The sequence below is a fragment of the Vibrio navarrensis genome (assembly GCF_000764325.1).
In the GTDB taxonomy this organism is placed as follows: Bacteria; Pseudomonadota; Gammaproteobacteria; order Enterobacterales; family Vibrionaceae; genus Vibrio; species Vibrio navarrensis.
In genome coordinates this window covers 412,857-438,360 of sequence record NZ_JMCG01000002.1, presented here as the reverse complement: position 1 = coordinate 438,360, position 25,504 = coordinate 412,857, and the positions used below count along the sequence as shown (strand labels likewise).

Sequence of the window (25,504 nt, the reverse complement as noted above, 5' to 3'; positions counted from 1 at the left end):
TACAAACCTCACGTTTATTTAAACGCATGTTTGATAATTTTAACAAACTGATTACAATGCATCAGGTCAGACCTCTTGTTTTTAAGGAGAAATAATGGGCAAGCAGGAAGTGAAAACACGCCAAGGCGAGCGTGTTGCTATCGTCGCAGGGTTAAGAACCCCGTTCGCTCGTCAAAGCACAGAGTTTAGTCAGGTCCCGGCTGTTGATCTGGGCAAAATGGTGGTAAGCGAAATGCTTGCTCGTACCGACATCGATGCAAAATTGATTGAACAAGTGGTGTTTGGTCAAGTGGTACAGATGCCGGAAGCGCCAAACATTGCACGTGAAATCGTGTTGGGCACCGGCATGCACGTACATACCGATGCTTACAGTGTGACACGCGCGTGTGCCACCAGCTTTCAAGCCGCAGTAAACGTGGCGGAAAGCATTATGGCTGGCAGTATTGATATTGGCATTGCTGGTGGCGCAGATTCATCGTCTGTGTTGCCAATAGGGGTGTCGAAAAAGCTCGCGGCGAATTTGCTTGCTTTAAGCAAAACCAAAACACTGGGGCAAAAGTTGAGTATTCTCAAAACGCTCAGTCTGAAAGATTTGATGCCAGTACCGCCAGCGGTTGCCGAGTACTCTACAGGCCTCTCTATGGGTCAAACTGCGGAGCAAATGGCGAAGACTCACGGCATTTCGCGTGCTGAGCAAGATGCGCTGGCCCATCGCTCTCATACCCTCGCGGCAAAAGCGTGGAAAGAGGGCAAAATTCAAGGTGAGGTGATGGCTGCGTTTCCAGAGCCTTACAAGAAGTGGATCGCCGAAGACAACAATATCCGCCACGACTCCACCTTAGAAGGTTACGCGAAGCTGCGTCCGGCTTTTGACCGTCAATATGGCAGCGTCACTGCGGCCAACAGTACGCCGCTGACCGACGGTGCAGCCGCAGTGCTGTTGATGCGTGAAGGAAAAGCCAAAGAACTGGGAATGGAAATTCTCGGGTATCTGCGTGGTTATGCCTTCTCTGCTATCGGCGTGGAAACCGATATGTTGATGGGGCCAACGTACGCCACCGCTAAAGTGCTCGCCAATACGGGGCTGGAACTGTCAGATCTCACTTTGATTGACATGCATGAGGCGTTTGCCGCGCAAGCGCTGGCCAACGTGAAGATGTTTGCTTCAGATAAGTTTGCTCAAGAAAACCTCGGCCGTAGCAAAGCGATTGGCGAGATCGATATGGACAAATTCAACGTCCTCGGTGGCTCGATTGCTTACGGACACCCATTTGCGGCAACGGGGGCACGCATGATGACGCAAACCCTGCGTGAGTTAAAACGTCGCGGTGGTGGTTTGGCCCTTAATACCGCTTGTGCGGCCGGTGGTTTAGGTGCAGCGATGATTCTGGAGGTTGAATAATGAGCGAGCAAAAAGCGTTTAGTCTAAAGATTGATGAACAGAACATCGCGTGGTTAGCGATTGATGTTCCTAATGAAAAAATGAACACCCTGCAAGCGGCGTTTGCCGATGAGATGACAGAGATTTTCGCTCAGCTCAAAGACAGCAGCGGGGTGAAAGGGCTGATTGTTCATTCGCTCAAGCCAGATAACTTTGTTGCTGGCGCCGATGTTCGTATGTTGGAAGCGTGTAAAAGTGTCGCTGAGGCCGAGTCTTTAGCCAGTCAAGGGCAAACCTTGTTCCAGCAGCTATCTGATCTTCCTTATCCTGTGGTGGCCGCGATTCATGGCCCATGCTTGGGCGGTGGACTTGAGTTAGCGCTGGCGTGTGATTATCGCGTTTGTACCGACGCTGATGCGACTCGTCTTGGTCTGCCAGAAGTGCAGCTTGGTTTGTTGCCGGGCTCTGGTGGTACGCAGCGTTTGCCGCGTCTGATTGGCCTTTTGCCTTCACTCGATCTGATTCTGACGGGCAAGCAGTTGCGCGCGCAAAAAGCGAAAAAGTTAGGCGTTGTTGATGCGTGTGTTCCAGCCACCATTTTGCTCGATGTGGCGAAACAGTTCATCGACAAAGGCAAGCGAAGCACGAAGCAGAAAGTGACCACCAAAGAGAAGATTCTCTCTGGTAGCAGTCTTGGTCGTAAGTTTGTTTTTGAACAAGCAGCGAAAAAGACCAACGAAAAAACACGCGGCAACTACCCGGCAACGGTCGCGATTCTGGAGGTGATCCAACACGGTCTAGAGAAAGGCATGAAACAAGGGTTGGAACTTGAAGCGAAACGCTTTGGCGAGCTGGTGATGAGCCCGGAGTCAAAAGCACTGCGTTCTATTTTCTTCGCGACGACGGAAATGAAAAAAGAGCATGGTAGCGATGCGAAACCCGGCAAAGTCTCCATGGTCGGCGTGCTTGGCGGCGGTTTGATGGGGGCTGGCATTAGCCATGTCAGCGTGGCGAAAGCGAAAGTGCCAGTGCGAATCAAAGATGTCAGCAACGACGGTGTACTGAATGCACTGAAGTACAACTACAAGTTGTTCGACAAACAGCGCAAACGTCGCATTCTCTCCAAAGCTCAGTTGCAAGCGAAAATGCTGCAACTTAGTGGCGGCACTGATTTCACCAGTTTCAATCATCTTGATGTAGTGATCGAAGCCGTTTTTGAAGATCTGGCTCTGAAGCAACAAATGGTTGCGGACATTGAAGCGAATGCGAAAGCGGAAACGATTTTTGCAACCAATACCTCTTCTCTGCCAATCCATAAAATCGCCGAAAAAGCGGCACGCCCAGAAAACATCGTCGGCTTGCACTATTTCAGTCCGGTAGAAAAAATGCCGCTGGTGGAAGTGATCCCGCACGAAACCACGTCACAAGAGACGATTGCCACTGTGGTTGCTTTAGCGAAAAAGCAAGGCAAAACCCCCATTGTGGTAAAAGACAAAGCGGGTTTCTACGTTAACCGGATTTTGGCGCCTTACATGAATGAGGCGGCACACATTCTGCTGGCCAATGAACCGATTGATAAAGTCGATACCGCGCTGCTCGATTTCGGTTTCCCTGTCGGTCCGATTACTTTGTTGGATGAAGTGGGCGTGGATATCGGCGCGAAGATCATGCCAATTTTGGTCAATGAGCTCGGTGAGCGTTTCCGTGGCCCGGATGTCTTTGATACGCTGCTCAATGATGGCCGTAAAGGGCGTAAGAGTGGCAAAGGCTTCTACACCTACAAAGGGAAGAAAAAAGAAGTTGATAAGTCGGTTTACAAACTGCTGAAACTCAAACCAGAGTCTAAATTGAGTGGTAATGACATTGCATTGCGCTGCGTGTTGCCGATGCTCAATGAAGCGGTGCGCTGTCTTGATGATGGCATTATTCGTTCACCACGCGACGGTGATATCGGTGCGATTTTTGGTATCGGTTTCCCTCCATTCCTCGGTGGTCCTTTCCGCTATATGGATCAATTTGGTCTGAAAGAGCTGGTTGAGAAAATGAATCAGTTTGCGGAAAAATATGGTGACCGTTTCGCGCCTTGCGACGGCTTGTTGACGCGTGCCGGGGAAGGACGTCGTTTTTACGACAACTAAATCGGGCGTATTTAAGACTAAAAAAGAAGGCTGACCTCGGTCAGCCTTCTCCATTTAATCAGTGATTTTACCTCTAGGCAGTTTAGGCGGTAGACGCTCTCACTAGGGTCTGTTGACCCTAGCCAAGCCCACAATCTTTTGGCCGAAGCTGAAACTCTTCAATCGAACCTATCTCTTGGCCCAAGTGGATTTTCGGCTCGTCGGCATGAGCTATCCCTTGCGTGTGCATCACTAAACGATTGGCTGTACGTGGTTTTAATTCATTGACTACAAAGCGGATCATGTCGGCGCGAGTCAGCACTTTCAGCTCTTCCAGCACCTTCTCTCTTTGATTAAAGTCGGTGTCTTTGTTGCCAATCGCGACCCAAAAGCGTTGTGCACGGTTGCGCAAGGTGTTGTCTGGTGTCGAAATTTGATTCCAAAGCCCCCGCTTGCTGCTGTGCCATTGGTACTCGTTCAGCTCAAGCAGGACCATATAAAATGCGTTGAGAAATTCATCAATCGAGCGTACCAACTCGGCTGGCGCAGCGTTTGGTGACTGGACGTAGAGCACAATTCCGGGATGTTTATTCAGCGGCATATTCCCTGTGCCGACCATGTAACCAAGCTGCTGTTTGGTGCGAATTTCGTGGAAGAACGCCGCTGACATCAAATGGTTGGCCAGTGAATAGAGTGCAATGCTGCGTGGTGAAGTGTCTTCGCACTGATGATAGATAACCACCGCAGAATCTTGCTGATTACAGGGCACTTCACGCTGGAAACTGCCGTTTGAGCCCAGCATCACCAAAGGACGCAAGGACTCTTCGTATCGCTGTTCTTTAACGCGCAGGGCATTTTTCAATGTCGTGGCCATGTCATGAGCCTGCTGGCGTTGCCAATCCCCATAAACAAACATCTCAACATAGAGCTCTGCGAGAATTGCATCGACAAAACTCGCCAGTTCATCGACCTCGATCTCCTCCAACGCTTCAACCAGTGCGGCATAAGGTGGATTGTTGGGCTGTAAGATGCCAGTCATCGCATTAAACAACTGCGAAATGGGCCTATCTTGGGCAGAATTACGCCAGCTGCGTAGCAACTGTTTTTTGATATTGCTAAAACGCATTGGGTTAAAATTGCGTTCTGCAAAGCGAATTAGGATCATCTCCAGCAATTGTGGCAGTTTTTCGGAGAAACCGGACAGAGCAAGCGTAACGCCACCTTGGTGGGCATACATGTTGTAACCCATTCCCGCGATTTCTGCCTGATAAGTTTCTTTAGCTAGTGAGTCAAGAAACATCTCCACACACAAACGTGTTTTGACAATATTGCGTGCAGACGAAACCGAATGAGGGCTGTCAATCGCCACATACACCACACCTTTCGGCACAAGAAATTCGCTGTCTTGCAAATGCCATAGACGAAAGCCGTCTAAATCTTCGATCAGTTCCGGCAGCGTTCCATTTGCCTCTAACGGGCGAGGATCTAAGTTGTAACAGATGAACGGGTTGGGCTCAGGTAGGGCGAAACCCCACCCCGGTTCGATCTCGGTAAATCGCTGTTTTTGCTCACCACTAAAGGGAGTAACCGAGTAAGGCGTGTGGTACCAAGACGCGTGCTTCTGCGCCTCAAAGCCTTTGCTAATCAGAGTAATACGCAGGTTATCGACGGTGAAATATTGCAATAAAGAACGTTGCAACGCCTCATCGTAACCGGCCATTTTATAGTCGCCATAAATGGTATCCTGCGGCAGATAATGCTGCATGTTGATCACCAGATGGCTGACCATATCCAGCGGGCGAGAGGGTTCTTGAAAGCGGAAGGCCGATTCTAACACCGCTTGCTTCTCTTTATAGCGCCACTCTTGTAAGCCTTCGAGATTAATCATTGAAATATATTGGAAAACAGCTTGTACGATATCTTCGTAGTGCTGCATTCCTTCTTTAGTCAGCGTGCAACTGATGGTGAAATCGCGATAGTTGCTGCCACTGGCACCGCCGCCCGCTGACAGCGACGTGATCCAGTTTCTGTTTTTCAGTTGCAGCATTAGGCTGCCTTCACCCTCGTAGCCTAATAAGTGCGCGAAGTAGGAAAGCGGTTTAATGGAGTAGTACTGATCCATACCGGGCAGAGGAAAGGTGAGCACCAGTTTACGGATCTCTTTGATGGGTTCGACCCGCACGATAATCGCAGTGCTGTTTTCGTCGCTGATGGGTTCATCAATCGATTTTCCGTGCAGATGTCGATTAACAATCGCACAGAACATCTCTTCCACCCAAGCTTGTTGCTCGTCTAAGCTTTGAGGACCGTAGAGCGTCAGTGTCATTAGGTCGGCCGAATAGGTGGACTGATAGAAATCCACAATCTCTTGGCGGATTGAGATGCCATCGCGATCGCCCAGTGTTTGTAGATTGCCAACCGAAAACTTAGCGAACGGATGTCGCGGGTTGACCACCTCTTTGTTGACTTGGTAGAGGCGGCGCGAATCGTCGTTTAGCTTCAGACGATACTCAGATTCAACCGCTTGACGCTCTTTGTCCAAAGACTCCTCATTAAACAGCGGCGCGATAAAAAATTGGCTGAAACGATCGAGCGATTTTTCGAAAGCAGACGGGCTGACATCAAAGAAAAAACAGGTGTGTTCTGTGCCCGTCCAGGCGTTATTGCTCCCACCATGTTGAGTGATATAATTCTGAAATTCCCCGACCTTGGGATACTTTTGGGTACCAAGAAACAGCATATGTTCCAAGTAGTGTGCAAGGCCCTCGCGTTCCAGTGGATCATCAAAATGGCCCACATTGACCGCCAACGCAGCCGCCGATTTTTGGGCATCTTCGGAGTGGATCAGCAAAACTCGCAACTGATTTTCGAGAGTCAAGTAGCGGTAGTGATGAGTATCATTTGGGCTTAGATGCACGGTGCGTCTCCGAAATGGTCATTATGGTAAGTATGAACCTCAAACAAGTGGGTGCAAATTCTGCATGACATTTTGGCTACTAAATATCGATGCCGATAACGCTTTGCATTAATGTTTTTAATAGATTGTTAAGAAAGTCGGAGTCTTTGGCAAGCTAATTGATATAATTAATAGGCTGATTATCGCGTCTACCGACCTAAGAATTCGCCGTTGCGACGAAAAAGTTGATTAAGCAATACTAAAAAGCGGATCGAAATATGCAGTATTCTTGTCGAGTTTCCTTATTGAGTGATGAGCCTAATACGGGCATTGTCATCAAGGTTACTGGGCGATAACTCTTATCCTGTATTCAGTCCAAGGATATTACATGAAAGTATTTATTATGCGTCATGGTGAAGCGGAACATTTCGCGGAAAGTGATGCGCAGCGTGCATTAACCAGTCGTGGGCGTTTGGAGTCGGATGTGGTTGCTATGGCATGCGCTGAGCAAGGTTTCACCCACTTCGACAAAGTGTTGGTTAGTCCTTACTTACGTGCTCAGCAAACTTGGCAAGCGATTAGCCACCATTTTGACGCTAAAACCGTCCAAACCTGCGAGGACATCACGCCATACGGTCACACTGATCAGGTGTTTGATTACTTGTGTGCGTTGATTGAAGTCGAAAAACCACAACATGTTCTGTTGGTTTCGCATCTGCCTTTGGTGGGGTATTTGACCGCCGAGTTTGTTAAAGATATGCCAGCGCCAATGTTCCCGACCTCTGGCATGGTGTGTATCGATTTCGATCCGCAAACCACTCGTGGCGAAATCTGTTTTAACCTCAAAGCGTAAACTCATCAGCAGGCGAAAGCCTGCTGTAAGCGCTGCACTGATTGGTGATTATTTTTCAGGAATTGAGAGCAGTACCAGCAATGCGCCATCACCGCCAAATTCCAAGGGCGCTTGGTGAAATGCCAGCACATCTGGATGCTGCGCAAGCCAAAGAGGGGTTTTCTGTTTAAGGATGTGTTTACCAATGCCGTGTTGCACACACGCACAGTGCACTTCGTTTTTCACACAATAGGCGATCATCGCCCCCAGTTCGCGCTTGGCTTCTTGTTGGGTCATGCCATGCATATCCAAAAAGACATCGGGGACGTACACGCCGCGCCTTAGCCGTTTTACCTCGTAAGTAGAGATGCCATCGCGAGCATAACGCGTTGGGCCTTCTTCACTGAGAAGCGGGACAAACTCGTCAGAAAAATAGAACTCTGCGTCGCTGGCTTCCCGGCTCACACGCTTGATTTCTTTTTGTTTAGTGTTTCTGTTTGGTTGCTGGATTATGGTATCCTGACGCAACTTTTTTACGCCCTGTACTGCTTCCCGGAATATCGAGAGATCGTCATCAAGGTCGTTGTCTTTGTTACTCATGGGGTTAACACTGAATTCGTACATCATTGGCAGTATTGTAGCGCTTTTCGGAGGCAATTTTGGATAAGATTTTTGTAGAAGAAGCGGTTTCTGAGCTTCATACCCTTCAAGATATGATTCGTTGGACAGTCAGCCGCTTCAATGCAGCCAACCTGTTTTATGGCCACGGCACAGATAATGCGTGGGATGAAGCCGTTCAGCTGATTCTACCAACCCTTTATTTACCGATTGATGTGCCTCCGCATGTGCTTAACTCTCGCCTAACCAGCAGTGAGCGTCTGCGTATTGTTGAACGTGTCATCAAACGCATTAACGAACGTACACCGACGGCTTATCTCACCAACAAAGCATGGTTCTGTGGCTTAGAGTTTTTTGTTGATGAGCGCGTTCTGGTGCCTCGTTCGCCAATCGGCGAGCTTATCCAAGCGCAGTTCCAGCCTTGGTTGATTGAAGAACCGACGCGCATTATGGACCTTTGCACGGGTAGTGGCTGTATTGCGATTGCTTGCGCCCACGCCTTCCCAGATGCCGAAGTGGATGCTATCGATATCTCCGTTGATGCACTTGAGGTCGCCGAGCAGAACATCCAAGACCACGGCATGGAGCAGCAAGTGTTCCCAATCCGTTCGGATCTGTTCCGTGATCTGCCAAAAGAGAAATACGACCTGATCGTGACCAACCCACCGTATGTTGATCAAGAAGATATGAACAGCCTACCGCGTGAATTCACGCACGAACCGGAACTGGGATTGGCGGCAGGAACGGACGGCCTGAAACTAGTGCGCCGTATTTTAGCCAATGCGCCAAATTATCTCACCGAGCAAGGTATTCTGATTTGTGAAGTGGGCAACTCCATGGTGCACATGATGGAGCAGTACCAACACATTCCATTCACGTGGATTGAGTTTGAAAATGGCGGCCACGGTGTCTTTATGCTGACCCGTGATCAGTTGGTTGAGCACGCGGAAGATTTCCGTCTGTACAAAGACTGATACCACATCATGCCATCAGACTGTTTGCGCCAGCTTTTAAAGCTGGCGTTTTTATTGCGACAAAATGGCAAAATTGATCTCTTTTAGGGGTTTACTTCAAATCGCAATAGCGCCACTATGAATTCACGAAGAATTGTAATGTATAGCCTGGTTTACAGCGCTAGCAAAATTTGAGGAAGTAATGGCAGGAAACAGTATCGGACAACATTTCCGAGTAACCACGTTCGGAGAAAGTCACGGTATCGCACTGGGATGTATCGTTGACGGATGTCCCCCAGGATTAGAAATTAACGAAGCAGATATCCAAATCGATTTGGATCGTCGCCGTCCTGGCACATCACGCTATACCACCCAACGACGTGAACCGGACGAAGTGAAAATTCTCTCTGGTGTGTTTGAAGGCAAAACGACGGGCACTTCCATTGGTCTTCTGATTGAGAACACCGATCAGCGTTCGAAAGATTACTCAGACATTCAGGACAAGTTTCGTCCCGGGCATGCGGATTATACCTACCATCAGAAATACGGCATTCGTGATTATCGCGGTGGCGGCCGTTCGTCTGCGCGTGAAACCGCAATGCGAGTTGCGGCAGGCGCAATTGCCAAAAAGTACCTTAAACAGGAGTTTGGCGTAGAGATTCGTGCTTATCTGTCGCAAATGGGTGATATCGAGATCGAGAAAGTGGATTGGAACGAAATCGAAAACAACCCATTTTTCTGCCCCGATGTCGACAAGGTCGAGGCTTATGACCAACTGATCCGCGACTTGAAAAAAGAGGGCGACTCGATTGGCGCCAAGATCCAAGTGGTAGCAACCAATGTTCCAGTTGGTTTAGGTGAACCGGTGTTTGATCGCCTTGATGCCGATATCGCTCACGCGTTGATGAGCATTAACGCGGTGAAGGGGGTTGAGATTGGCGATGGTTTTGCCGTGGTCAGCCAAAAAGGTAGCCAACATCGCGATACCTTGTCGCCACAAGGCTTTGGCAGCAACCATGCTGGAGGCATTCTTGGCGGCATTTCGACTGGGCAAGCGATTGTGGCGAATATCGCCCTCAAACCGACCTCAAGCATTACCGTGCCGGGAGATACCATCAACGTGCAGGGCGAACCAACCCAGTTGATCACCAAAGGTCGTCATGACCCTTGTGTTGGCATACGCGCCGTGCCAATCGCCGAAGCGATGCTGGCGATAGTGGTGATGGATCATCTGCTGCGTCACCGAGGGCAAAATCACGGTGTGACCACAGCGACACCGAAGATTTAGTTTTCACCAGTCAGTCTGGGAGGAAGTCGTTTCGCTAGCTCCTCCCAGATGACGGTTGCCGCTCGGCTGCGGCTAGAGCGCCCAATGCATAATAGCTGAATGGGTTCTTGCTTAGCAGGAACATAGTCATTCAACACCTCAATTAATTCCCCATTCTGTAACCAAGGCTGCAATAAGGTGAGATCGGCATAAATAATGCCGTTATCTAGTCGTGCTAAATCCACCATACTTCGTACGTCGTCAGTCGTCAGAGTGGATGACACCTCAACCGAAGTAACCGTATCTTGATCTTTTTCCTGAAAAGCCCAGTGATCGTGCGTGCTGCTGGGCGTTTTAAAAATAATGCACTGATGCTACGCCAGTTGTTTAGGGTGTGTTGGCCGTCCCCAAAGGCTCAAATAGTGAGGACTTGCAGCGAAACAGCGCTGCTTGTGACCAATAATTTTCGCCACTTGTTGAGAATCTGGCAGGTGCCCGACGCGAATAGCAATGTCAATGTTTTGAGCGATGAGATCGGTAAAGCTGTCATCGAAACTCAGTTGTATGGTGATGTTGGGATATAACGCGCGCAGTGCTTTGATCTCAGGTATCAGTGCTTGCTGGCCGAACAAGGTTGCACTGCTGATTCTAACCGTTCCCGATGGTGTCGTTTGAGCACTGTCGAGCAGCGAATCTATCTCTGTCAGTAAAGTGGGTAAGCCGTGGCTGAGACTCAGCAGCTCTTCGCCTAGATCAGTGAGTCTTAGTTGTCGAGTAGTGCGATGCAAAACGGGTTGCCCCAAAAGCTCTTCCAGTTGCATGATTTTTTTACTAACGGAAGAGCGAGGGAGATGGAGCTGCTTGGCGGCTTGTTGAAAACTGCCTTGCTCAATCACCTGATGCAATAAAGGGAGCAAGCTCAATATACGTTGGTTGATGGACATAATTTCTATTTTGGAAACACTGATGTGATTTATTGATGCCTTATTGGTATCTATAAAAACGCATATTCTTCTCTTTGTCTACACAAGGAGTTGTTATGAAACAAAAAACGTATTTGGTCACGGGCGGTAGTGCGGGGATCGGTCTTGCTACGACTAAGGCGTATTAGCGCAAGGTGATCGTGTGATTATTACCGGAAGAAACAAAGAGAAACTGGCCAGTGTGGCGCAATCGCTCTCCGGCGATCTGCACTGGCTGGTGGCTGACAGCGGAAAACTGTCTGATCTTCAGGCGCTGGGCAGTATGCTGCAACAGGAAAACTGGCACTTGGATGGCGTGGTCTTGAATGCCGGAGTGTACCAGCCAAATGTGGTAGGCGAATCGACCGAAGAAGCGTTTGACTACACCTTTGATATCAATGTTAAAGGGACTTTCTTTACCATTCAGTCACTGCTACCTGTGCTGAAAAAAGGATCAAGCTTGGTGGTGATCTCCAGTTTGGTGGTGGAAAAAGCGTTTGCCAACTCGAGCTTCTACATGGCCAGTAAATCTGCATTAGAAGGGTTGATTGCCGGATTGAGTCTGGATCTGGCGGATAGAAATATTCGCATCAACTCGATTCAACCTGGAGTGACGGCTACAGAAATTCAAGGTAAATCAGGGATGGACGAGGCGCAGATTAGCGATTTACATCAATGGATGTCATCCACTCCGCTTGGGCGCATTTTAGTGCCGGAAGATATTGTGCCGTCGATCTGTTTTCTACTTGGTGACGGTTCCGTCGGGATGCGTCATGCCAAATTGTTGATTGATGCAGGAATGAATCTTTAAGCGAAAAAGAAACCCACCATCTGGTGGGTTTCTTTTGCGACTAATGCACGGAAGATTCGGCATCCAGCTGAAACGAAGGCAGACGCCATTTAAAACGCACTGCCGCCATGCGCAGCAGATAGCCAGTTATTAAGGTGACTATGGTTGCGGTGACATCGGGGATGTTGAACTCCAGTAACAGCAGATAGAGGCCAGAGGCGATTAACGCAACAGACGCGTAGAGCTCTTCATGAAGCACCAACGGTGTTTGACGACAGATCAAATCGCGCAGCAGGCCACCAAAAACGCCAGTCACTAACGCCGAGACCATACAAATTCCGGGGTGCAGACCCATCCCCATGGCGACTTTAGTACCGATGATGCTAAAAACAATCAGCCCAAGCGCGTCTAAGCGAATAAATAGCCCTTTGAGTTTGATGACCCATTTAGCCAGCCCGGTGGTTAAGATCCCCGCCACGCAAGTAATGGCAAGAAATTCCGGGTTTTTCACCCATCCGAGCGGGTAGTGGCCGAGCAGAATGTCCCGCACTGTGCCCCCGCCAATTGCTGTTGCACTTGCAACCAACATCACCCCAAACCAATCCATTTTTCTGCGTCCGGCGCTCAGGGCACCTGTCATCGCTTCTGCCGTGATGCCGATGACATATAAAACACTCAATAACATGGTGGAACACTCGTAAAACCCGTGGCATTTTGTTTATACAACGGAGGGAATATAAAAATAAGGCGAGAGTGTAGAGGGAAAGAGTGTCAGTGACGAATGAGAAATTGTAAGGGAAAGCGACGCTTCAAATAAGCACAACTAATAACGCTAACGGTTTACCTGCTTAGTAAAAAAAGCGACAATGCCGCGCTTATAAATGGGGGGAATGAGAGCAGAGTATGACTCACAACTATCAAGATCTGATTGAGATTTTTAACCAGACTTTTTTTGCTGACTACAATACTAAGCTGGAGCTGGGCGGCGATGAGCCAATCTATTTACCCGCTGATAGCCAAACTCCCTACCACCGCATCATTTTCGCCCGTGGCTTTTACGCTTCAGCCTTGCATGAGATCGCGCATTGGTGTGTCGCCGGGCCAGAGCGCCGTTTGTTGGAAGATTTCGGCTACTGGTATGAACCAGACGGACGGACCGCCGAAGTGCAGGCGGCGTTTGAGCAAGTGGAAGTGCGCCCGCAAGCCTACGAGTGGATTCTGGCGCTCAGTGCTGGCTTCCCTTTTAATGTCAGTTGTGACAATCTACACGGCGATTTCGAGCCAGACAGGCTTGGTTTTATGCACAAGGTGCACGCGCAGGTGATGGACATTTTGCAAGTAGGATTGCCTGTGCGCGTTAAGATGCTCTCCGATGCTCTACGCGCGTTTTATGCCATCAAGCCACTGGAAGCGACCGATTTTATCGTTAAATAACCCAAGAGATTGCCATGATTATTGAATTTGAAGAAAAGCTACTGGAACTGATTGATGCGCGTATTGAAAGCGCGTCAGACGACGAATTGTTTGCTGGTGGTTATCTCCGTGGTCACATCTCCCTTTCAGCGGCTTCTTGTGAAGATGAGGGTATTGACGACCTTGCTGAACTAAAAAAGCGCATTCAGCAGAGTTTGGATGACGCACGCAGTGAATTGACGCCAGCGGATCGCGTGATCGTAAGTGACTTGTGGCAAGCGCTGCAAGCGAACATCTAGCGCTTAACTTTCATTCGAATTATTCGAACCTTTCCGTAAAATTTTTGTGGTTGTGGTCAGATTGTCCCACTTATATGATGTTTCACACATAACGGGAACAAGGATTACAACCATGAAAATTGTCGCTTTTGCCGCTTCAACCAGCTCGACCTCGATCAACAAACAACTCGCCACCTACGCCGCGAAGCAAGTGGAAGGTGCAGAGGTTACTGTACTCGACATCAACAACTATCACGTACCAATGTTTAGTGAAGACAAAGAGAAAGAGATCGGCCAAGCTGAAGGGGCACAGGCTTTTCTGCGTGATTTGTCGCAAGCAGACGCTATCGTTGTCTCGTATGCAGAGCACAATGGCTACTACCCTGCGGCTTACAAGAATTTGTTCGACTGGGCAACGCGTATCGATCGTTCAGTATTTCAGAACAAGCCTGTCGTCTATTTGGCGACTTCGCCCGGTGCGGGCGGTGCGCAAAGCGTACTGGCTGCGGCCATCGGTTCGGCGCCGTATTTTGGCGCGCAGGTTAAAGCCTCGCTTTCCGTGCCCAATTTTTACGACAACTTTGATGTCAGCACCGGCGAGTTCAAAAGCGCGGAGTGGGCAGATAAAGTCAAGCAAGCGGTACAAGCGCTGCGCTGATCGCCCAGAAATCTCATAGCCTAGAAAAAATGCCTCATGAGAAACGAGGCATTTTTGTATTTAAAGCTAAGTAATTAAAGCTCAGTAATAGCTTTGCCTTTACGCAATTTGCGCACCCACATACGGCTTGGGTGCAGACTTTCAAGTACATCCGTTGGCAACGGGATAGGGTCGCCGCAGATTTGTGATGCCAGCACCTCAGCCATCAGTGGCGCAGAGCTTAGGCCGCGTGAACCAAGCCCGAGCAGACAAAAGAGATTCGGGTAGTGGTGGATTGGCGTGACCTCCGCATCCTCTTTGCCTTGCAGATCCTGATATTGCGCTTTGATCTCTTGTAAATCGCCGACATTGCCAACAAAAGGCAGATGATCCCGGCTCACGCAGCGAATGCCTTGGCGTGATGAGTTGCCCGTGGTGTCCACTTGCTGCGGCCAAGCTTGGTTGGGAACGCACTTGACCAGCTTTTCGCCATTCTCTTTTTGCGCGACTGGATCAAATTGAGTATCGAGCTGTAAGCGATCGTAGCTCGCGCCAATACAGTGCTCTTGATTAACGGGGTTGTGCGGGGTTAGATAACCGTCATAACACAGCACCGAATGGAGTTGGCGCAGATCGTCAGTTGTCGGGATGTGGCTCACCTGACCTTTTACTTGGCCAAGCGGCAGCTCCGCTGTTTGAGTAAAGGTTTGGAATTGGTGACCATTGGCAACGACCACGACCGCGTGCTCAAATTGTTCAGCATGGCTGCCAAGTTGCCAAACCTGACGACTTTCAAGCCAGCTTAGCGACTCAATATGTTGGTTGAAATGGGCAGTGAAGAGCGAGTTTTGTTGCAACTGTGCAATCAAACCTTGGGTCAGCTGCGCTGGGCATAACCAACCGCCAAGTGGATAGTGCACTGACGCCATGTCGATTGGCAAACCGATAGTCTGTGCGGTTTGCTCGGGCGAAAGTGTGCTTACCAACTGCGAGTCAAAATTTCCCTCCAGCATGTTAGCCAGTTTCTTTTTGCTCTTGTCATCCCACATCAGTTGAGTAACGCCACACCAATCGTGGTCAAAACAGATTTGCTCTGCGGCTTGTTTAATAAACTGACGAGCGAAAAGAAAAGCGGGGGCAAACACGCGTGACACGCCAGTGTGTGAGCCGTTAAGTAGTGGATAGACGGCACCTTGGCGATTGCCCGAAGCGCCTTCGGCTGCTTGCGCCTCTTGGCAATATAAAGTCACTTTTTGCCCGCGCTGAACCAGTGCTTTGGCCAGTGTGGCGCTGGCGATACCGCCGCCGATGATGGCAATGTCGCCCGTTTGACTTGCGCCAACGCGCTCAAACCAAGGCAAATGGCTGGTGTGTGGTTTCTTTGCTTCCAAGGCGCCCGCAATCATTTCGCGTTTGGTGCCAAAACCTTTGACCTTTTTCATCGCAAAGCCCGCTTCGATAAGGCCACGACGTACAAAGCCCGCCGAGGTAAACGTCGCCACACGGCAATCTTGCTTGGCGAGTTTCGCCATGTTGTTAAACAAGGTTTGATTCCACATTTCTGGGTTTTTGCTCGGCGCAAACCCATCGAGAAACCATGTATCAATCAGGCCGCTTTCTGCGTGCGGTACCAGCGGCATGCACTCTTTAATGTCGCCAAGCCACAGATCCAGTGTCACCGCACCGTCGTCTAAAATGATGCGATGACATTCCGGCACCGCAATCGGGTAGTGGCGATGCAGTTTTTCGGCAAACTCCGCCAGTTCAGGCCATGCTTGATGGGCTTTGATTAAATCGGCTTTGCTCAGTGGGTATTTCTCAAAGCTGATAAAGTGCAGCTCTTTGAGGGCCGCGTCAGGATTGGCTTGGCGAAATTGGCTAAAATACTGCCAAACTGCGAGAAAATTCAGCCCAGTACCAAAACCGGTTTCTCCAATCACGAAACGTCTTTGGTCAAATTCCTGCCATCTTTGTGGGATAAGGTTTTGCTGGAGAAACACATAGCGCGTTTCTTCAAGGCCATTGACGTTGGAGAAGTAGACATCGTCGAATTGGTCAGAAACTGGGGTGCCAACTTCGTTCCAACCCAGTTGAGCATTGGTAATGGTGGTCATAAATTTTCTATCATTGTGTGATTTGGCGCGGTTAGGATGCAGGGATTGTACGAATTTCTGGGAAAGCTGACCACTTTTGTTAAGCTTCTTGGTTATTATCTAGCGGATTTTGAATTATAGGAATGTCACATGAAACGAGTCGTAATCACCGGTATGGGTATTGTTTCAAGTATCGGTAACAACGTCGAAGAAGTTTTGGCGTCGTTAAAGGCAGGTCAATCTGGTATTACTGCGTCTGAGCAGTTTAAAGAGAAAGGCTTGCGTTCCCAAGTATGGGGTGATCTGAAAATTAACCCTGCTGACCATATTGATCGCAAACAGATGCGCTTTATGGGTGACGCGGCAGCTTATGCTTATCTTTCTATGGAGCAGGCGATTGCGGATGCAGGCCTGACGGAAGAGCAAGTTTCTAACGATCGTACAGGTATCGTGGCAGGTTCTGGTGGCGCATCGTCACTCAACCAAGCGATTGCGGTTGACACTCTGCGCGAAAAAGGCGTGAAGCGCATTGGTCCTTACATGGTGCCGCGTACTATGTCTTCTACGGTTTCAGCGTGTCTGGCGACGCCGTTTAAAATTCGTGGCGTGAACTACTCGATGAGTTCAGCCTGTGCGACTTCAGCACACTGTATCGGCCACGCAGCAGAGCTTATCCAGATGGGCAAGCAAGACATTGTATTTGCTGGTGGTGGTGAAGAGCTCGACTGGACATTGACCATGATGTTCGATGCGATGGGCGCACTTTCGACCAAATACAACGAAACGCCAGATAAGGCGTCTCGTACTTACGATGCGGACCGTGATGGCTTCGTTATCTCTGGTGGCGGCGGCATGTTGGTTGTCGAAGAGCTGGAACATGCGCTGGCACGTGGCGCGAAAATTTACGGCGAGATCGTCGGTTACGGCGCGACTTCTGATGGTTACGACATGGTTGCCCCATCCGGTGAAGGCGCAGTGCGTTGTATGAAGATGGCGATGCAAGATGTGGATCGCATCGACTACATCAATACCCATGGTACTTCAACGCCAGTGGGCGATGTCAAAGAGCTTGGCGCTATTCAAGAGATCTTCTCGGCCAGCAGCCCAGCGATTTCAGCGACTAAAGCTATGACCGGCCATGCACTTGGCGCTGCAGGTGTGCATGAAGCGATCTATTCAACTTTGATGTTGCACCACAACTTTATCGCACCAAGCATCAATATCGACAATCTTGATGAAGCCGCGCAAGGTCTGGACATCGTTACGCAAATGCGTGAAGTGGAACTCAATACTGTTATGTCCAACAGCTTTGGTTTCGGTGGGACTAACGCGACGCTGGTGATCAAAAAATACCAAGGCTAACGCCAGAAATTAGCCACGCTCGTGTGGCAACCTGTTTCCAGAGCTTGGTCAGGTCACTGATCGAACAGACGCAGACTCTGTCCCATGGAGAGCGGGACGGGATCCTTTTGTTCTGGAATTTTACCCGGCTAACTGCCGGGTTTTTTCTTTTTGTTTGCCTGTGAATGTGTTGAGATTTTTAGCAAAAAGGGCACAATCACTGCAACTTTCCAATATGGATCTGGGATTTGCCGCCATGAAAATTCTTGTTGATGAAAACATGCCTTACGCCAAAGCGCTATTTAGCCAGCTTGGTGAAGTGATTTTGAAACCGGGCCGCAGTTTAACTGCCGATGACTTGGTGGATATTGATGCACTGATGATTCGTTCAGTGACGAAAGTGAATGCTGAATTAATCAGCAAAGCGAACAAACTCAAATTTGTCGGTACTGCAACTGCGGGGATGGATCACGTAGACCAAGCGCTGTTGCAAGAAAAGGGCATTTACTTTACGGCTGCCCCGGGGTGTAACAAGGTCGGTGTCGCTGAATACGTTTTCAGTGTGATGATGGTGCTTGCGCAGCAGCAAGGCTTTTCGGTCTTTGAGCAGACTGTGGGGATTATCGGTGCCGGGCAAGTGGGTAGCTACTTACAGCAGTGCCTGACTGGTATTGGTATTAAAGTCTTAATTAACGATCCCTATAAGCAAGAAGCGGGAGATGAACGGGAGTTCACTTCGCTTGACCGTTTGTTGCAAGAAGCCGATGTCATCACCTTACACACGCCAATCACGCGCGACGGTAAATATCCAACCCATCATCTGATCAACGAAGAAATTCTAAACTCATTGCGTGCGGATCAAATTTTGATTAACGCCGCACGTGGTCCTGTGGTCGATAATCAAGCGCTTAAGCGCCGTTTGCAACAACAAGACGGTTTTACCGCGGCGCTGGATGTGTTCGAGTATGAGCCAGAGGTTGATATGGAACTGCTGCCTCTGTTAGCATTCGCCACCCCTCATGTTGCCGGTTACGGCTTAGAGGGGAAAGCACGTGGAACGACGATGATCTTCAACAGCTATTGTGAGTTCCTCGGTCAAGAATTGCGCGTACACGCGAGTGATTTGTTGCCAAAAGCGCCAGTGCCAAAAGTGGTACTGGATCGGAAATGGGATGAAGCAACGCTGCATACTCTCACGCAACTGGTCTACGATGTGCGCAAAGATGACGCGCTGTTTCGACGTGAAATCGCCGCACCGGGTGCGTTTGATCTGATGCGTAAAGAGTATTGGGATCGTCGGGAATACAGCGCCATCACGCTGGTGGGCAGTGCGCAATGCCGTTTAAAGCCACTGGCAAAATTAGGTTTTCAAGTTGAGGTAAGTCAATGAGCCAACAATACAATGTTGCCATTTTAGGGGCGACCGGCGCGGTCGGTGAAACCATTCTGGAAGTGCTGCAAGAGCGTAAATTCCCTGTTGGAGAGCTTTACTTGCTCGCCAGCGAACGCAGTGAAGGTAAGACTTACCGTTTCAACGGTAAAACAATTTACGTACAAAATGTCGAAGAGTTTGACTGGTCACAAGCCCACATTGGCTTGTTCTCTGCAGGTGGCGATTTGTCGGCCAAGTGGGCGCCAATTGCCGCAGAAGCCGGTGTGGTGGTGATTGATAACACCTCGCACTTCCGTTACGAATACGATATTCCGCTGGTTGTGCCAGAAGTTAACCCAGAAGCGATTGGCGAGTTTCGTAACCGCAACATCATTGCTAACCCAAACTGTTCGACCATCCAGATGCTGGTGGCGCTAAAGCCGATTTACGATGCGGTCGGTATTGAACGTATTAACGTCTGCACTTACCAATCTGTCTCTGGCGCAGGAAAAGCAGGTATTGATGAATTAGCTGGCCAAACGGCGAAGTTGCTCAACGGCATTCCGGCGGAAAACAAACAGTTCTCTCAGCAAATTGCCTTTAACTGCATTCCACAAATCGACCAATTTATGGATAACGGCTACACCAAAGAAGAGATGAAAATGGTGTGGGAAACGCAAAAAATCTTTAATGATGCATCGATTACGGTGAATCCAACTTGCGTGCGGGTACCGGTCTTCTACGGCCACGCTGAAGCTGTGCATATTGAAACGCGTTCACCAATTGCCGCCGAAGAAGTGGTCCAATTGCTCGAACAAACCGATGGGATAGAAGTGTTCCACGGAGAAGAGTTCCCTACCCAAGTGCGTGATGCTGGTGGTAAAGATCATGTGATGGTCGGTCGCATTCGCAACGACATCAGCCATCACAGTGGTGTTAACTTGTGGATCGTGGCAGATAACGTACGCAAAGGGGCGGCGACCAACGCCGTGCAAATTGCGGAACTGCTGATTCGCGATTACTACTAATCGTTGTCCCAATAATGATAAAGCCTCGTCTCGTGCGAGGCTTTTTTGTTCGATTTAAAAAAAATTGTGTGAGATTAGTACGAATATCATGTGAGCCCCACATTTTTTGGCTTATTCCCTATAGTTTTGCCATGGTTATCCGATATATTTAACAGATCATGATTTTAAATAATTCCAAAGCACATAGCTGAGCCTTCTATGCGTCAAATTTTCCAGCGCCTGTTAGCCCCTTTGCTGCTAATGACCGCGCTACCGACATCAGTATCCCAAGCGGACGGCATTCGACTGGTAGGTCCGACTGGGGAAGTGCAATCATCGCCCAGTTTTTCCGAGCAGGTTGAGCGCGCTAATGCCCCCCTGCCAAGCAGCAACCAACCTTCGACATTTTACGGTCCAACGGCAGAGAACGAAACGCTCTGGTCTGTGGCCAGCAGACTAAGACCTGCCAACAACGTCTCGGTACAGCAAACCCTTTTAGCCATCTACCGTTTAAATCCGCAGGCGTTTGAAAACCAAAATATCCACAGTTTGATTCCTGGCAGTAATCTGCGTATCCCGTCTTTAGAACAAGTACGAAGTGCGACCACAGAACAAGCCGTTACCATCATGAAGGCGCATCAGGACAAACTACGTGCGCCTGTGACAGTGCAGCCAGCGCCAGTGCGTCCAACGGTTGCGCCGCAAAGCGTACCAGTGACACCTGCCTCGCCAGAAGCTATCCAGCCGCAAACACCGGTCGTCACACAGACCGAGTCGCCGCAAGTTAAAACACTGGAAAAGCAGCTTGAAAGCTCAGAAAGCGAGTTGACCGCGTTAGAAGAGAAAAATCACAACTTACGCTTGATGCTAGCCCAAGTGCAATCGGAAGTGGATGGTCTTAAGTCGGAACTTGGTGATGAAAACCGCATCCGTTCAGAGGTGGAAAAACTGCTAGCGGAAGAGCGTGAAAAACTGGCAGAGCAGCAAAAGAAACAGCCTTCTGCGCTGGATAACTTCTTGTCAAACGGTTGGTTGGTTGCGGCGGCGGCCTTGATTCCGGGGGCGCTCATCGGCTTACTGATCGTCATGTTGCTTGGTCGTCGTAAAGAATCGGCACCAGAACCGGAAGTCGAAAGCAAGCAAGCACCACTGACACCACCGCCCGTTGCCGCTGATGAGCTAGACGAGCTTTCTGATGAGCTGGATCTCGATGATGATCTCTTCAGTGAGACCGAAGGGGATGCCGATAAACTGTTTGATGATGCCACAGATAACGAAGACGATGTTTTTGGCAATCTGGATGACGACGAGCTCGACTTCAATCTGGAAGGGGAGGATGGCGAAGATCCGTTTGCCAGCATTGGTGAAGATGGCGACCTCGATACCGATTTCGATGAGTTTGAACCTTCAGCCAATGGCATCAGTGTCAAAGGTTCTGATAAAGCACTGGGCTTACAAGAGATGGAACGCGCCTTGGATGACGCTTTGCCCGATCTCGAAATCACCGACGACGAAGAAAGTGATAGTTTCGATCTCTCCGATGATAATTTGGCCATGTCGGAAGATGACTTTGCTGAGTTGCTGGCGGCGGATGAGCCAAGTGAAGAGCTCGGCGATGCAGCCCTCGATCAATCCATGCTGGATGACTTGTTTGCCAGCATGGATGAGGAAGATGATAGCGATGAGTTCGATCTTGATCTGGAGCCAGCCGCTGAAGACGAAGTGCCGAGTGCCACCAAGCTGCCAGAGGATGCTTTTGCTGCTGGAATGGCGTCTGATGAAGATGTCGAAAACCTCTTTGCTCAGTTTGAGGAAAAGAAAGAAACAGCATCGGCGGACGATGTTTTTGACGAACTAGAGGCGTTGTCTGGCCTTAGTGAAAGCGATGACGATGACGCCTCTACCGCACTGCTAGATGAAATGCTGGAAGAGGATAACAGCAGTTTCGATGCGTTGGATGAGCTAGAGCAACTTGCTGGCCTTGACGAGACACAAACGAGCTTTGAGCCAGATGGCACCGAGCTATTGGATGAAATGCTCGATCTTGCAGAAGAGAGTGAAGAGGACGAATTTGACCCGCTGAGTGAACTTGATGAATTGGCTTCTTTTGGTGAAGTTGATCCGGTTCCTGAGCTGGATGAAAACAGTATCGATTTGCTCGATGAGCTACTTGACGCGGAGCTGGATGAGGCAAGTGATACATCTCTGCTTGATGATGAAGCACAGTCTTCATCACCTGAAGAGAGTGTAGAGGATTCCGATGAAGCGATTTTTGATGAGCTGATCGGCTTGGATGAAACGCAGCCTGACAATGACCTAATGTCTGAGTCGGACGAAAGTGAGTTCGATTTTGCCCAAGAGCTCGAAGCGGCTTTGGACGCGTCGGATGAGGTGGTTGAACTGAGCGTTGACAAGCAAGAAGCTGTCGAAGAAGAGCGCCAGCAAGCCTTGACACAAGAGTCGCAACAAGAGCCACAAATTATTCCAGAGGCGGATTTGTCCGATGAAGGATTGGAGCAAATCTCGCCAGATGAAACGAATACCGATGATATTGCGTCGTTAGACAAAGAGTTCAATAGCCAAGATTTTATTGACGACTTGGCGGATGTTGCTCCGCTGATGGACCCGCTTTTGGATGTGCTGCCTGATGAGGTGTCATTCGATGAAGTGACGGATGGTGATGAGCAGGCTTGGGAGAGTGACGAAGTTGAAGAAAGCCCAAGTCGCGACGAAACGCCGCACAGCGATCAACATGAGCCCGAACAAGACCTTGCGGATGAATTTGAGCAAGAGGCGCTTTTCGAGCAACTCTCACCAGAGCCTGATCAAGAGAGGCTGACAGAAGACGACAAATGGCAAGAAGACCCAGAGTCTGACGACGATGACGATTGGTTACAAGCGGCAATCGATGAAGTCGAGCAGCCACGCGTTGCATCTGAGGAGCCAGTAGAAGAACTGCCAGCATCTGATCCCTCTGATGAGTTGACGGAAGAAGCGGCCTCGCAGCAAGAGTCTGAACTGCTTGATGACGAGCTCGACGAAGATTGGCTACAAGCCGCGATTGACGACGTTGAGCAACCTGAGTCGTTAGCAGAAGCGGATGAAGAGCCTGCTTTTGACGCGCAACCTAGTGATGAAGAAGCACAAGATGCTCAGATTGATGAAGAGTTGAGCGCGGATACTGACGAAGAACTTACTCAAGCGGACGAAAACGTTTCAGTCGATAACACATTAGATGAGGCTTTGCAGGCTGAGCCATCGAGCGATCCTGAGCAGATACCGTCAGATAGCAAGGTACAAGAAGAGCAACCTGCTGCGGATGAAGCCCCTCAATTTACGCCAACACCCAATACGGTTGCCAATGAGTTTGGTACGCCGCAGGAAGAAGATTGGGCCGATGCTGAAAGCGAGTTAGACGGCTTTGGGCAAATTGAGCCTGAGATGCCAAGGCAGCAAGAGGAATCGCTAGCCGCTTTCGCTGATGAAGACGCTTTCGCTAATGAAGAGAGTGCAGCGCTTCAAGACGAGGAAGCTCTTGCTCCCGCCTCGCACGATGATGAAGTGCTGGATGATGCGGATTTACCAGAATTTGATGAAGAAGATGCACGTACAGCCAGTGAGAACGAAGCTGAGCAAGAGTCAGAAGCTTCATTAGGCACTGATGCGATTGGGCTGAACGAACTTGAGTTAAACGAGTTTGGTGAGGCTGAAGAGCCAGAGGCGCAGTCTGAGCTCATCGAAGAGCAAGCGCTGGAGCTAGACGATTTAGAGCTGTCCGAGTTCGGTGAAGAAGACGCGCTGGCGGCGATGGCTGAAGAACCAGAGGCGGAGTCTGATCTCATCGAAGACCAAGCGCTGGAGCTAGACGATCTAGACCTGCCCGAGTTTGGTGAAGAAGACGCTCTGGCGGCGATGGCTGAAGAGCCAGAGGCGCAGTCTGATCTCATTGAAGATGAAACGCTGGAGCTGGACGATTTAGACCTGCCCGAGTTTGGCGAAGAAGACGCACTGGCAGCGATGGCTGAAGAGCCAGAGGCGCAGTCTGAGCTCATCGAAGATCAAGCGCTGGAGCTGGACGATCTAGACCTGCCTGAGTTTGGTGAAGAAGACGCGCTGGCGGCGATGGCTGAAGAGCCAGAGGCGGAGTCTGAGCTCATCGAAGATGAAGCGCTAGAGCTGGACGAACTAGACCTGCCCGAGTTTGGCGAAGAAGACGCACTGGCGGCGATGGCTGAAGAGCCAGAGGCGGAGTCTGAAGTCATCGAAGACCAAGCGCTAGAGCTTGACGATCTAGACCTGCCTGAGTTCGGTGAAGAAGACGCGCTGGCGGCGATGGCTGAAGAGCCAGAGGCGGAGCCTGAGCTCATCGAAGACCAAGCGCTGGAGCTGGACGATTTAGACCTGCCTGAGTTTGGTGAAGAAGAGGCACTGGAGCTCGATGATCTTGATTTGCCAGAGCTCGACGAAGAAGACGTCCTAGCCCAGATCGAAACAGAGCCGTCGTTAGACACCGAGAATTTGCCAAGCGAAGATGCAGAAGAGATCGAACTGCCACAGTTTGGTGAAGAAGAAGCGCTTGAGGCGGTAGCGGACGAACCGTCCTTTGAGCTTGACGATTTACCTGAGCCAGAAGATGACGATTTCGTCATTGATGATCTCGATTTGCCTGAGTTTGGCGAAGAAGACGCAATTAGCTCGGTTGCGAGTGAACTCGGTGAAGAGCTGGAGCCGTCTGAGCAGGATGAACAAGATTTCCCGTTTAATGATCTCGAACTGCCTTCGTTTGCAAGCGAGGGTGACATGCCGCTTGGTCAGGCAGCCCACGGCAACGGCAGCGCTTCCTCTTACGAAGAGCAAGATGCGTTATATGATGTATTTGCTCAGGAGGCGGATTTTAATCTCGCCGAAGAGGAAGTGCTGCAGCAGCAGTTTGATGAAGCCGCTATGGCTAACTTGCTTTCTGAAGAGCCGTTTGAGGATGACTTCTTCGCAGGTGAGCTCGATGGCGATACGGTTGCCAGTGCGGGAATGGATCTTGAAGCAATGCTGGCCGTTGGTGAAGACTGGGATGGCTTTAAGCTGCCAGAGGAGCCGACGCTTGGCGCTACAGAAGAGATGCCAGAAGATGAACGAGAAATCTGGGGCTCTGAAGAAGCACTGCAACAGCCGACGATTGACGACGAAAACTGGGCTGAGCAGGATGATTTTGATCCAAAACGCCATCAATTTATGACCATCGATGAGTTAATGGCCCAAGTGGATGGTGATGAGGTTGAGTTAGATGACCCGGATCTCAAGCTGGATGTGGGGTTAGATGAGTTTCCGGACGTGATTGGCGATATCAGCGACATTGATGTGGATGAGAATGCGGAAGCGGCGGGTAAACTCGATTTGGCCAAGATCTACATCGAAATGAACGATGAGAGTGGTGCGGTTAAGTTACTCGAAGAAGCGATAGTGTACGGCGATGATGCGGTACGTCGTGAAGCGAAACAACTCATCGACAAAATTAACGGCCGTTAACCGGCTGAAGTAAGGGCAGCGCAG

At 49.8% G+C, this 25,504-nt stretch carries 17 protein-coding genes and 1 pseudogene; 13 read left to right on the top strand and 5 right to left on the bottom strand.

All coding sequences use genetic code 11. The features are described from left to right. Positions 1 to 94 precede the first annotated feature (94 nt). Together fadI and fadJ are read left to right on the top strand one after the other, a co-directional pair. Positions 95 to 1,402 (top strand): acetyl-CoA C-acyltransferase FadI, encoded by a 1,308-nt coding sequence (gene fadI, locus EA26_RS16305; protein WP_039430113.1) that lies wholly within the window; start codon positions 95 to 97, stop codon positions 1,400 to 1,402. Further along, entirely contained in the window at positions 1,402 to 3,519 is a 2,118-nt protein-coding gene (fadJ, locus tag EA26_RS16300) for a fatty acid oxidation complex subunit alpha FadJ (RefSeq protein WP_039430111.1), read from the top strand. Before fadI ends, fadJ begins: the two co-directional genes overlap by 1 nt. Positions 3,520 to 3,637: 118 nt before the next feature. Here fadJ and EA26_RS16295 read toward each other — a convergent pair whose 3' ends face one another. Then, complete coding sequence (locus EA26_RS16295) at positions 3,638 to 6,415, bottom strand: insulinase family protein (protein WP_039430108.1); 2,778 nt, start codon at positions 6,413 to 6,415, stop codon at positions 3,638 to 3,640. 367 nt (positions 6,416 to 6,782) lie between these two features. Between EA26_RS16295 and sixA the strand changes: the two genes are divergently transcribed. Continuing rightward, positions 6,783 to 7,247 (top strand): phosphohistidine phosphatase SixA, encoded by a 465-nt coding sequence (gene sixA / locus EA26_RS16290; protein ID WP_039430107.1) that lies wholly within the window; start codon positions 6,783 to 6,785, stop codon positions 7,245 to 7,247. Positions 7,248 to 7,295: 48 nt separating this feature from the next. Here the strand turns inward: sixA and smrB are convergent, their stop codons facing one another. Then, a complete protein-coding gene (gene smrB / locus EA26_RS16285; RefSeq protein ID WP_039430105.1) occupies positions 7,296 to 7,826 on the bottom strand; it encodes an endonuclease SmrB in 531 nt (176 codons plus the stop codon). 59 nt (positions 7,827 to 7,885) lie between these two features. Here smrB and prmB point away from each other — a divergent pair, with 59 nt between their 5' ends. Together prmB and aroC are read left to right on the top strand one after the other, a co-directional pair. Next, positions 7,886 to 8,818, top strand: a complete 933-nt coding sequence (gene prmB, locus EA26_RS16280) for a 50S ribosomal protein L3 N(5)-glutamine methyltransferase (RefSeq protein ID WP_039430102.1) — start codon at positions 7,886 to 7,888, stop codon at positions 8,816 to 8,818. A gap of 181 nt (positions 8,819 to 8,999) precedes the next feature. Continuing rightward, positions 9,000 to 10,085, top strand: coding sequence for a chorismate synthase (gene aroC, locus EA26_RS16275; protein ID WP_039430100.1), 1,086 nt, complete (start codon positions 9,000 to 9,002; stop codon positions 10,083 to 10,085). Here the strand turns inward: aroC and EA26_RS22545 are convergent. Then, positions 10,082 to 11,008, bottom strand: a pseudogene (locus EA26_RS22545) (LysR family transcriptional regulator). The gene aroC and the pseudogene EA26_RS22545 sit on opposite strands and share 4 nt — an antisense overlap. A gap of 181 nt (positions 11,009 to 11,189) precedes the next feature. On the opposite strand from EA26_RS22545, the gene EA26_RS16265 reads away from it, so the two are divergent. Continuing rightward, positions 11,190 to 11,837 carry an SDR family NAD(P)-dependent oxidoreductase gene (locus tag EA26_RS16265; RefSeq protein ID WP_052079805.1) on the top strand — a complete coding sequence of 216 codons (648 nt, stop codon included), beginning with the start codon at positions 11,190 to 11,192 and terminating at the stop codon, positions 11,835 to 11,837. 40 nt (positions 11,838 to 11,877) lie between these two features. On the opposite strand, the gene EA26_RS16260 is transcribed toward EA26_RS16265, so the two are convergent. Next, complete coding sequence (locus tag EA26_RS16260; protein WP_039430098.1) at positions 11,878 to 12,501, bottom strand: trimeric intracellular cation channel family protein; 624 nt, start codon at positions 12,499 to 12,501, stop codon at positions 11,878 to 11,880. Between the two features lie 218 nt (positions 12,502 to 12,719). Between EA26_RS16260 and EA26_RS16255 the strand changes: the two genes are divergently transcribed. From EA26_RS16255 to EA26_RS16245, 3 genes are all read left to right on the top strand, one after another. Further along, entirely contained in the window at positions 12,720 to 13,250 is a 531-nt protein-coding gene (locus EA26_RS16255) for an elongation factor P hydroxylase (RefSeq protein ID WP_039430096.1), read from the top strand. Positions 13,251 to 13,264: 14 nt separating this feature from the next. Beyond that, positions 13,265 to 13,528 carry a YfcL family protein gene (locus EA26_RS16250; protein WP_039430093.1) on the top strand — a complete coding sequence of 88 codons (264 nt, stop codon included), beginning with the start codon at positions 13,265 to 13,267 and terminating at the stop codon, positions 13,526 to 13,528. Positions 13,529 to 13,640: 112 nt separating this feature from the next. Beyond that, positions 13,641 to 14,165 (top strand): NADPH-dependent FMN reductase, encoded by a 525-nt coding sequence (locus tag EA26_RS16245; RefSeq protein ID WP_039430091.1) that lies wholly within the window; start codon positions 13,641 to 13,643, stop codon positions 14,163 to 14,165. 74 nt (positions 14,166 to 14,239) lie between these two features. Here the strand turns inward: EA26_RS16245 and mnmC are convergent, their stop codons facing one another. Beyond that, positions 14,240 to 16,258, bottom strand: coding sequence for a bifunctional tRNA (5-methylaminomethyl-2-thiouridine)(34)-methyltransferase MnmC2/FAD-dependent 5-carboxymethylaminomethyl-2-thiouridine(34) oxidoreductase MnmC1 (gene mnmC / locus EA26_RS16240; RefSeq protein WP_039430089.1), 2,019 nt, complete (start codon positions 16,256 to 16,258; stop codon positions 14,240 to 14,242). A gap of 129 nt (positions 16,259 to 16,387) precedes the next feature. On the opposite strand from mnmC, the gene fabB reads away from it, so the two are divergent. The 4 genes from fabB to EA26_RS16220 all read left to right on the top strand — a co-directional run bounded on the left by fabB (position 16,388) and on the right by EA26_RS16220 (position 25,480). Next, positions 16,388 to 17,599: a beta-ketoacyl-ACP synthase I gene (gene fabB, locus EA26_RS16235; RefSeq protein WP_039430087.1), complete on the top strand. Its 1,212-nt coding sequence runs from the start codon at positions 16,388 to 16,390 to the stop codon at positions 17,597 to 17,599. Positions 17,600 to 17,834: 235 nt separating this feature from the next. Next, the gene (locus tag EA26_RS16230; protein WP_039431610.1) at positions 17,835 to 18,968 is read left to right on the top strand and encodes a 4-phosphoerythronate dehydrogenase; all 1,134 of its coding nucleotides are present in this window, start codon (positions 17,835 to 17,837) and stop codon (positions 18,966 to 18,968) included. Then, positions 18,965 to 19,978: an aspartate-semialdehyde dehydrogenase gene (locus tag EA26_RS16225; protein WP_039430085.1), complete on the top strand. Its 1,014-nt coding sequence runs from the start codon at positions 18,965 to 18,967 to the stop codon at positions 19,976 to 19,978. Before EA26_RS16230 ends, EA26_RS16225 begins: the two co-directional genes overlap by 4 nt. 198 nt (positions 19,979 to 20,176) lie before the next feature. Next, positions 20,177 to 25,480, top strand: coding sequence for a FimV/HubP family polar landmark protein (locus tag EA26_RS16220; RefSeq protein ID WP_039430083.1), 5,304 nt, complete (start codon positions 20,177 to 20,179; stop codon positions 25,478 to 25,480). Positions 25,481 to 25,504 lie beyond the last annotated feature (24 nt).

Bases quoted from the DNA above. Each gene is read 5' to 3' on its own strand.
- EA26_RS16230 (WP_039431610.1), top strand. From the start codon at position 17,835: ATGAAAATTCTTGTTGATGAAAACATGCCTTACGCCAAAGCGCTATTT.
- EA26_RS16250 (WP_039430093.1), top strand. From the start codon at position 13,265: ATGATTATTGAATTTGAAGAAAAGCTACTGGAACTGATTGATGCGCGT.
- sixA (WP_039430107.1), top strand. From the start codon at position 6,783: ATGAAAGTATTTATTATGCGTCATGGTGAAGCGGAACATTTCGCGGAA.
- EA26_RS16255 (WP_039430096.1), top strand. From the start codon at position 12,720: ATGACTCACAACTATCAAGATCTGATTGAGATTTTTAACCAGACTTTT.
- EA26_RS16220 (WP_039430083.1), top strand. From the start codon at position 20,177: ATGCGTCAAATTTTCCAGCGCCTGTTAGCCCCTTTGCTGCTAATGACC.
- EA26_RS16225 (WP_039430085.1), top strand. From the start codon at position 18,965: ATGAGCCAACAATACAATGTTGCCATTTTAGGGGCGACCGGCGCGGTC.
- fadI (WP_039430113.1), top strand. From the start codon at position 95: ATGGGCAAGCAGGAAGTGAAAACACGCCAAGGCGAGCGTGTTGCTATC.
- EA26_RS16260 (WP_039430098.1), bottom strand. From the start codon at position 12,501: ATGTTATTGAGTGTTTTATATGTCATCGGCATCACGGCAGAAGCGATG.
- fadJ (WP_039430111.1), top strand. From the start codon at position 1,402: ATGAGCGAGCAAAAAGCGTTTAGTCTAAAGATTGATGAACAGAACATC.
- EA26_RS16245 (WP_039430091.1), top strand. From the start codon at position 13,641: ATGAAAATTGTCGCTTTTGCCGCTTCAACCAGCTCGACCTCGATCAAC.
- fabB (WP_039430087.1), top strand. From the start codon at position 16,388: ATGAAACGAGTCGTAATCACCGGTATGGGTATTGTTTCAAGTATCGGT.
- mnmC (WP_039430089.1), bottom strand. From the start codon at position 16,258: ATGACCACCATTACCAATGCTCAACTGGGTTGGAACGAAGTTGGCACC.
- aroC (WP_039430100.1), top strand. From the start codon at position 9,000: ATGGCAGGAAACAGTATCGGACAACATTTCCGAGTAACCACGTTCGGA.
- smrB (WP_039430105.1), bottom strand. From the start codon at position 7,826: ATGAGTAACAAAGACAACGACCTTGATGACGATCTCTCGATATTCCGG.